The organism is Mesorhizobium sp. M6A.T.Cr.TU.017.01.1.1, from assembly GCF_004023115.1.
Taxonomy (GTDB): domain Bacteria; phylum Pseudomonadota; class Alphaproteobacteria; order Rhizobiales; family Rhizobiaceae; genus Mesorhizobium; species Mesorhizobium mediterraneum.
On the sequence record NZ_RZTA01000174.1, the window covers coordinates 1 to 8,816 of the forward strand.

An 8,816-nucleotide genomic window follows, 5' to 3' on the forward strand; every position below is an offset into this window, starting at 1 on the left:
CTCTAGGGCTGTCCACCCGCTGACCAAGCGCTACCTCGCGGCTGCCAGCCAAGCCGGCCTGCCGTTCAACCCGGATTTCAACGGCGCGTCACAGGAAGGCGTCGGCATTTATCAGATCACCACCAGGAACGGCCGCCGTATGTCGGCCGCCCGCGCCTTCCTGCACCCCGCCATGAAGCGCAAAAATGTCCGCGTCGAGATCAACGCGCTAGTGACCAGGATCCTGTTCGAGGGCAAGCGCGCCGTTGGTATCGAATATCTCCAGAACGGCGAAACGAAGACCGCGCGCGCCGGCCGCGAGGTGATCCTGTCAGGCGGCTCGATCAATTCGCCTCAATTGCTGCAGCTTTCCGGGGTCGGTCCCTCGTCGCTCCTTGGCCCGCTCGGCATTCCCGTCGTCCATGCCAATGAGAATGTCGGGGCGAACCTGCAGGACCATGTCGGCATCAACTACACCTTCAAGGGCAGGCTGCCGACGCTCAACCAGATCCTGCGCCCTTGGTGGGGCAAGCTCATGGTCGGCATGCAATACATCCTCATGCGCTCCGGCCCGCTGTCGCTGTCGATGAACAATGCCGGCGGCTTCTTCCGCACCGACCCGGCGGCGGCACGGCCCAACATGCAGCTCTACTTCCAGGCGTTCTCGACCGTCATCCCGAAGAGCGGTGAGCGCCCTATCCTGACGCCCGACCCGTGGCCGGGCTTTTCCATCGGCCTGTCCAACTGCCGACCGTCGAGCCGTGGCGAGATCATGATCCGCTCCAGCAATCCGCGTGACTATCCGAAGATCGTCGCCAACGCCTATTCGACCGAGGCGGACGTGGCCGAAATGCTAGCGGCAGTGAAGTTCGTGAGGAAGATCGCCTCCATGCCGGCGATGGCCGACATCATCAAGGAAGAGGTGTTGCCGGGCCCGTCAATTACCTCCGACGCGGATTTGATCGAGGATTTCAGGAAGCGCTCCGGCACCGTCTACCACCCGGTCTCGACCTGCCGCATGGGGCCGGACGCTGCCCAAGCCGTCGTCGACCCGCGCCTGCGGGTTCACGGCCTCGCTGGCTTGCGCGTCGTCGACGCCTCGATCTTTCCCGATAACATCACCGGCAACACCAACGCCGCCTCGATCATGACCGGATGGAAGGGCGCCGAATTGGTTCTGGAGGATCAAAAATGAAAATCACCGACGTCAAAACCTGGGTCGTCGGCAATCCGCCGCCCGGCATCGGCGGCAAGTATTTCATCTTCGTCAAGCTCACCACCGACGGCGGCGTCGTTGGCTATGGCGAGGCCTACAACGCCACTTTCTCCGCGCATGTCACCGCCAGGATGGTCGAGGATATGGCCGAGCGCTATCTCGTCGGCCGCGATCCGCACGACATCGAGAACTTTTTCCGCCGTGCCTATTCCTCCGGCTTCACCCAGCGTCCGGACGTTTCCGCCATGGGCTGTTTCTCGGCGCTCGAAATGGCCTGCTGGGACATTATCGGCAAGGAAGCCGGCAAGCCGGTCTACAAGCTGCTCGGCGGGCAGGTGCACGAGACGCTGCGTTCCTACACCTATCTCTACCCGCACACCGGCAGCGTCCATTCGGAGGATGCGCGCGGCAAGAACGTCTACAACGATCCCGACCTGGCGGCCGAATGCGCGCTCGAATATGTCGAGCAGGGCTTCAATGCCGTCAAGCTCGACCCGGCTGGCCCCTACACCGCCTTTGACGGTCATCAGCCGCGCCTCGTCGACATCGATCTCTCCGCCCGCATGGTCAAAGCGATCCGTAAGGCGGTCGGCACAAGGGCCGACATCCTGTTTGGCACGCACGGCCAGTTCACCGCATCGGGCGCGCTGCGCATGGCCCGCGCCATCGAACCCTACGACCCCCTGTGGTTCGAGGAGCCGGTGCCGCCCGATATGCCAGAAGTGATGGCGCAGGTGGCGCGCGGCACGTCGATCCCGATCGCCACCGGCGAGCGGCTGACGACCAAGTTCGAATTTGCCCGTGTCATCGAGAACCGCGCCGCGAGCATTTTGCAGCCGGATCTCGGCCGCTCCGGCGGCATTCTCGAAACCAAGAAGATCGCCGCCATGGCCGAGGCCTATCACATCCAAATCGCGCCGCACTGCTATTGCGGGCCGATCGTCGGTGCAGCCAACATCCAGCTTGCCGTGACCTTGCCCAACTTCCTCATCTTGGAATCGCTGAAGCAGTGGGACGGTTTTCACGAAAAGCTGCTGAAGAAGAGGATCGAATGGCAGGACGGCAACGTCATTCCGTCGAAGGAGCCAGGCCTTGGCGTCGAGCTCGACGAGGCCGTCTGCGAGGCGCATCCCTGGACCGGCACGGACCTGCATTTGCAGATGATGCAGACGCCGTTGATGCCGTGATCGCGCGAGAGCTATGCCTTCATCGCACGCCGGGTTTCCGGCTAAGATCGAGTTCTGCCATCAGGTAATTGCCACGCAATTCCAGCATGTTGGCCGGATCGCCGGAATCACGCCCTAAAGGACTTGAATCAGTCTCTCAGCACGTTGATTCAATATCTGAGCGTCAGCGTGCCGGGCAGGATCTCGAAGGTCGCTGGTATGCGCCCCGGCGATTCACCGTCTATGTCGACGAGCGCGGCGTTCTTTTGCACATCGCCGAGCGGTTCGACAACCACTTTCTTGCCGCGCAAAATGGTGATTGCCGGATGGTCGCGATGCCGCCCGCCATAGAGCAGCCGGATGTCCCAGATCAGTTTCAGCTTCCCCGCCGCGCGCAGGATGACGATGTCGAATAGTCCATCGTCCATTTCGGCATCCGGCGCGATCATCATGCCGCCGCCGAAGAATCTTCCGTTGGCCACCGCCACCAGCGCCACCCGCGCCTCGACCGGGACGCCGTCGTCGACGGTGATCACAACGTCCTGAAACCGGTAGCGCATGAATTCCCACACGGTGCGCCAGTAGAACAGCGCCTTGGCCGACACCCTGCCCTTGCGCTTGTCGGCGTTGACCGCGCGGTCGGTGGCGCCCGAAAGACCGAGGCTGGCGATGTTGATGAAATGGCGGCTGGCCAGCGCGCCATGATCGTCGACATAGGAGATGCGGCCGGCATCGACCTTGCGAGCTTTGGCCTGGGCGATACGCTTCAGCGTCAGGTCGACCTCAGCAGGCAGGCCGAGCCCGCGGGCGAAATCGATGCCGGCGCCGCAAGGCAGCAGGCCGAGCTCGGCCGTCCGGCCGCTTTCTGCGAACGCCTGCAACAGCCCGTCGGCCACTTCGCTGGCGGTGCCGTCGCCGCCCGCCGCGATCACCAGGTCGAAGCCGCTGGCGGCAAGGACGAGCGCCAGCCGTTCAGCGTCGCCGGTCGCCTGTGTTTCGCGCAGCTCGAAATCGCCGAAATGTCTCTTGAGCGAAGCATTGACCTCGGGCCAATGCCGTTTGAGCCAGCCGCCGCCGGCAATCGGATTGAGAATCACCCCGACCTTCAAGAACGTCCTCCCCAAAGGCCAGCAACGACACTGCTGTCCTAAAAGCCCTTTGCCGGCATTGAAGCCCGCGCCGCTCTGCGGAGCAAGGGCCGAATGTCTGATCATGCTGCTCGCCGCAGATCAGGGCGTGTCCGCCCCCCTGCATCTCGTCCAAAAAAACGCTGCGCCGCCGAGCTCAGTCCCCGATAATCCCGCTATTCACAGGCTCGTCGCTGTTTCGCCGAACGCTTATCCCCCGTATATTAAACCCATCTCAGGCGGCTACCGATCGCCAAGTCGAAAGGCAAGGCGAAACGGCGGATTTCCTGAGGCCCGTACGGCCCCGAATGAAAGCAGGCTTGCCTGTTTTGAGGAGGGATGCCGAGACCTACGGGGCCGCGGAAAGCGTGCGAACGCCTACGGCGGACCGATGCTGCCATGAAGGACGGCAAAAACCTTCGATGGCGCGCTGGACGAAGCTCGCAAGGGTAGAGACTGGCGAGGTCCCGAACGGACGCTGCCCTCGGGCAGTGGCTGGCAGGACCGTCAACATCAAGGCCGGCATGGCGCGACGTCTTTACGGAAGTTGCTGCCGCGACCGTGTCCTGATCTGACAGGGAGGCGCTGGGAGAAATCCCGGCGCCGACTGTCTTTGGGCTCCTGTCGCTATCCGACCGTCTGCTTCATTTGAACCAGCCGTCAGGTTCGAACACGTCTACGATTGGTGAGACCTTTCGGCCACAGTCAGCGGCCGTGAAAAATTACGCGGCGCACCGTCACGCTCATTCCACAATCGCGGCCAAATCCCGCCTTGATCCACAGCGATTGATGAGCTTTCAGCGTCGCGTGTCCTTTTCGGCCACGCGAACGATCCCAGTGATATTTGGCAGAGCAACTCAAAAGGCATAAAACCGTGATCAAGACCGCCCTTGTCGCGATGACCATCGTCGGTTGCGACTGCGACGCCAAGCTTTGCGAATATATCGGTGAGACGCCGGCCAAGTGGTCGACCATCGCCGATTGCGAAGCGGCCATGAAAAGCCAGATGCTGCACCAGCGTAATTTCAACTATCCGCTCGTCTCCGGCATCTGCCGCACGACGCAGACGCCGTCGTCACAGCTTGCCACGACGGCCTCCACGCCTGAGTTGACGACGGCAACGCAGAACGCCACCGACCGGCTCCCCTCAGAATTGAGCCGTCGCCCCAGCGTTGCGGTCGGGGCGCAGGCAACGGCGATGGAAACGGAGGCTGCCAGGCCGGTTGCCTATGAAGCGGCGGTCGATGGCGGTCGCGCCGTGCTCTATCGCAGGAAGACCGGCTACGCCGTGGTCAAGACCGACCTCGGCCGCGCCGCATCCGCAACGATCGGCCTGGCGAAGCGGTCGGCTGACTGGCTGGCGGCCAAGATGCCCAGCGGCTAACTCGCCACCTCGTCCCTTGCGCCGATCTTGCGCACCAGCGCGGCCGTCGCCAGCATCGTGCCCATGTCTGATATCATCGGCGCGACATGCTTGGCATAGTCGAGCGGCACGGACATATCAGGCAGCTCGAAGAAGTCCTTGGTCTGCGGCAACAGCAGAAAACCGTCGCTGCCATTGAGCGCAACCCGCGCCGGATCATCAGGCCGTGTCTCGCTAAGCCATGTCAGTGCCTGCGCCAGCCGGCCGCTTACCAGTGGCTGCGCCGCCTCGACATTGTCGGTGCGGAAGTCGTAGGCGGCATCGAGCTCGGGCACGCCGCATGACAATTCCTGCATCTTGCTAGCGAACATGCCGCGGAAGAAACCGACGGCCATGTTGGCCCGCCGCGCCGCCACCAATATGCCGGGAAACGGCACGACGGTCTCGAAGGCGACGACGACCCCCTTGAATGCTATCGTTCCGCTCTTGCCCGTGCCTTGCCGGAGATCCACTTCGTAAAACTCGAACGGAAATCCCTCGTAGCGGCCGGATATGACGTCGTCGAAGCGCTTGCTGTTGAACGTGCCGATCGTCTCGCGCGGCAGCCGATCGAACGAATTCGGTGTCACGTCGTGCTCGTAGCGCATATCCCTGATGAAACCGAAGATGATCGGCAGCAGTGTCTTGCGGAACGATTGCTGCAACGTGCTCGTCGGCTTGACCGCCTGGAAATAGAGCAGGATCGCCGCCACGAACCCGACGACATAGAGCAGCACATGCGGCGTCGAGAACCATCGCTCGTAGGGATCGGCGACCATATTGAAGAGCCAGGCCATAAGCGCCACGAACACCAGCACCAGGCCGACGAACAGCGGCACCCGCCAGCGGACTTGCCGGTAGGCCGAAGCCCGCCTGGCCTCATAGGCCTCGAGATTCCTTTTGATGTCGGCGATGTCAGTTTCGTCAGGCATGAAATCCGCTGCTTCCATCGCCATCCCCGTCGAAAGACCGATCACCCAGCTCGGACAATAGCTGATTTTGCCGAAAGTCGCGCGACTACAGCGGTGGGATGGTGAGCCCGCACGATTTGTCTGAGCCACCAGTCAACACAGCCATCAATTCCCGTTACCAAAAACCGTATCCAGACGCGCCAAAACCTTTTGCCTTAATGCACCCTCCAGCGCCTCGACTGGAACCAGCCGCTCGTGGTCACCAGCCCGCAGCCGCATGAAGGTATGCAGCCGGTAGGCGACAATGGCGCCACGCGTGCCGGCGTCAGCGCTGATATCCACGGTCAGGATGCCCCCGATGCGGCCGGGCCAGGGCTGGCGCGCAAAGGCGGTGCCAAGAAAATCGCCGAGCCCATAGGCGACGAGCGCCTTGCCGATCCGCTCCACCGGCTGCAAGACGTGGGCATGGTGGCCGGCTATCAGCCCGACGCCTTGCGCGGCCAAATGCTGTGCCAGTGCCCGCGTTGCGGCCTGGGGGAAGTGCCGGAACTCCCAATCCCAATGTGGCACCGCGCAGGCGAGGTCAACATCGCTGCCGCGTGGCCATTGTGCCGGGTCGCCTTGCATTGACACACGGCCCGCGAACGCAGCCGCGCCGGCATTGCGCCACAGCGTGAAAGCGGCAAAGCCTATTGTCAGCGGCCCGACCGCAAGGCGCTCGACCGGACCGGCGACGGCGGTACCGATGCTGCGGATGCCGAGACGGTTCAGCGCCGCCACGGTCTTGTCGAACCCGTCGACGCCCTGGTCGAGCACATGATTGTTGGCGAGCGACAAAACCAGCTTCTCATGCGAGATGCCGGCGGCCGCCAGCGCCTCGGCGAGAAACCGCTCGGTCATGGCATGATGGGTGCCAAGCTTCGTGCCCATCGCCGCGCTCGGTCGCTCCACCACCGGGCTTTCGCAATTGCCGACCACAAGGTCAGCGGAGGCGAGCAGCGCCTTGATAGCCGGGTCGCATTGCGGCGCTGTTCGATTGGCCACCGCCGAGATATCACCGACAAAGGCGAGCCGCACCGTTCGCGCCGGTGGCGGCTCGATCATCGTTCCTGCCGCTGGCGCAAAACCATCGCCGTCGCCACTAAGCGTCGGCTTCAGGAAACGTGGCAGCCAAGACAATTTGTAGGAAAGCGGATAGTTCGACACGCGCAGCCTGCACCGGAATGAACGGCCACGGTAGACGATGAGCCCGATATAGCGAAGCGCTTCCGTTCGGATTCATATGGGCGAGGCGCCTGCGACAGGCGCGACACGCGAAATGCATGTATGGTCGGCATGAAGCCCTGGAGGACCAAGATGACGCGATTTTCGAGCCTGCTGGCATTCGCCCTTATTCTGCTGCTGCCGGTTGCTTCCGCTGGTGCCGCATCCCCCGAACCGGCCGCCCTGTTCGAGGCAAAAACCGTAGCGGACCGCAACAGCACGCTTACCGCACTCGAAGCCGCCGCGCCCGGTGATCCCGCGTCGGCTTACGCCGCCGGCGCCGGCCAATTCTTCACCGCGCTGGAGATCCTGGCCGGCGGCCTGCATCGCCACGGTTTCGAGAGCCCGCAATCGTTCATGCTGCCGCTGATGCGGCTGCCGGTGCCGGACAATCCCAATCCCGAACCGCTGACCTACGATGACTTCCGCGCCATCCTGGTCGCCTTCCGCGACCGGCTGCAGAAATCCGCCGCCACACTTGGGTCCGTGCCTGCCGGTGCCGATATCGGCATGGAGGTCGACCTCACGCGTCTCGGCATCGATCTCAACGAGGACGGCCAGATCGCGCCGAACGAAAGTGCCGCCGCGATCATGGCGTCTCTGTCACGCGGCGGCGGTGCGCCAGACGCGGCCGCACCTGCCCTCACCTTCCGCTTCGACCGCGCCGACGGCTACTGGCTGCAGGGCTATGCCGAGTTCCTGATGGCGCAGGCGGACTTCTGGCTGGCGCATGACTTCAGGACCATGTTCGACGGCTCCTTCCACATGCTATTCCCACGCGCCAAGCTGCCGCTGCAGGACACGCTCGTTCCGCCGGACGGCGGCATGGGCGGAAGCATGTTATCGTCCGAATGGCGCTTGGCCGATTTCATCTCGCTGGTGCATCTGGTTAACTGGCCGGTGGTCGAGCCGGAGCGCCGGCAGGCGGCACGCCGCCATCTCATGGAGATGATCCGGCTGTCGCGCGAGGACTGGAAGGCGATCCGCGCCGAGACCGACAACGACCGTGAATGGCTGCCCGGGCCGCAACAGAAAGGTGCCAGCCCGCTCACCGGCCTGGAGGTCGGCGAGGAGCAGGTCCAAGCCTGGCACGCCGCGCTTGATATGGCCGAGGATCTGCTCGAAGGTCGCACCTTGCTGCCGCATTTCCGCATCGCCGACAAAGGCATCAATATGAAGCGCTTCTTCGACGAGCCGAAGCCCTTCGATCTGGTGCTGTCGATCACCGGCCCGGCGATCGCACCCTATCTCGAAAGCGGGAAGATCCTCACCAGCGAGGAATTTGACCAGATCCAGCGCCAGTTCGGCGGCGCCGGGTTTTTGACATTTGCGCTGTGGTTTAACTGAGGGCGTGTTTCAACATCGCTCCTGACACCCTTGTGTCAGCAGCTTAAGTTCGTCCCGCGCCCCTCGTCACTCCGCTCTTTCCATTTCGGCCGATACCTCCCATATTCGGGGCATGGCCAAACTTCCTGACAAAAAGACGCCGCCGCCGGCGCGTGATGATCGCGCTTCGCCGCCCAAGCGGCGCAGCCCGCTGACCGATTTCCTCGATGCATCGGAGCCGTTGCACAAGGGCGGCTTCGCCGAGGCGCCGCAGGCCGAATTCTCAGGCACGCCGCTGACCGGCTCGATCGCCGATTGGGCCGAGCAGATAGAGCAGGAAGCCGAGCGCCAAATCTCCCCCCTTGAGGGGGAGATGTCGCCGAAGGCGACAGAGGGGGTCGGCAAAGGAAGTGCTCAGCATAAGGA

At 63.2% G+C, this 8,816-nt stretch carries 8 protein-coding genes; 5 read left to right on the top strand and 3 right to left on the bottom strand.

The features are described 5' to 3' along the window. Positions 1-1,174 (top strand): GMC oxidoreductase (locus EOB36_RS31745; RefSeq protein WP_128286443.1); only part of this gene is annotated, 1,174 nt, incomplete at its 5' end. Beyond that, on the top strand, positions 1,171-2,382 hold the full coding sequence (locus EOB36_RS31750; protein WP_127206738.1) for a mandelate racemase/muconate lactonizing enzyme family protein: 1,212 nt from the start codon (positions 1,171-1,173) through the stop codon (positions 2,380-2,382). The genes EOB36_RS31745 and EOB36_RS31750, both read left to right, overlap by 4 nt. 149 nt (positions 2,383-2,531) lie before the next feature. Here the strand turns inward: EOB36_RS31750 and EOB36_RS31755 are convergent, their stop codons facing one another. Beyond that, positions 2,532-3,470 carry a diacylglycerol kinase family protein gene (locus tag EOB36_RS31755; RefSeq protein ID WP_095488871.1) on the bottom strand — a complete coding sequence of 313 codons (939 nt, stop codon included), beginning with the start codon at positions 3,468-3,470 and terminating at the stop codon, positions 2,532-2,534. A gap of 892 nt (positions 3,471-4,362) precedes the next feature. Between EOB36_RS31755 and EOB36_RS31760 the strand changes: the two genes are divergently transcribed. Further along, on the top strand, positions 4,363-4,872 hold the full coding sequence (locus EOB36_RS31760) for a hypothetical protein (RefSeq protein WP_127206631.1): 510 nt from the start codon (positions 4,363-4,365) through the stop codon (positions 4,870-4,872). Here EOB36_RS31760 and EOB36_RS31765 read toward each other — a convergent pair. Continuing rightward, positions 4,869-5,840, bottom strand: coding sequence for a DUF3137 domain-containing protein (locus EOB36_RS31765; protein WP_128286444.1), 972 nt, complete (start codon positions 5,838-5,840; stop codon positions 4,869-4,871). The two genes, EOB36_RS31760 and EOB36_RS31765, sit on opposite strands and share 4 nt — an antisense overlap. Positions 5,841-5,966: 126 nt before the next feature. Continuing rightward, positions 5,967-7,007 carry a CapA family protein gene (locus EOB36_RS31770; protein WP_128286445.1) on the bottom strand — a complete coding sequence of 347 codons (1,041 nt, stop codon included), beginning with the start codon at positions 7,005-7,007 and terminating at the stop codon, positions 5,967-5,969. A 150-nt stretch (positions 7,008-7,157) separates the two neighbouring features. Between EOB36_RS31770 and EOB36_RS31775 the strand changes: the two genes are divergently transcribed. Together EOB36_RS31775 and EOB36_RS31780 are read left to right on the top strand one after the other, a co-directional pair. Next, positions 7,158-8,411, top strand: a complete 1,254-nt coding sequence (locus tag EOB36_RS31775) for a hypothetical protein (protein ID WP_128286446.1) — start codon at positions 7,158-7,160, stop codon at positions 8,409-8,411. A 112-nt stretch (positions 8,412-8,523) separates the two neighbouring features. Continuing rightward, the coding region (locus EOB36_RS31780; RefSeq protein ID WP_245461598.1) for a hypothetical protein at positions 8,524-8,816 on the top strand (293 nt) is incomplete at its 3' end.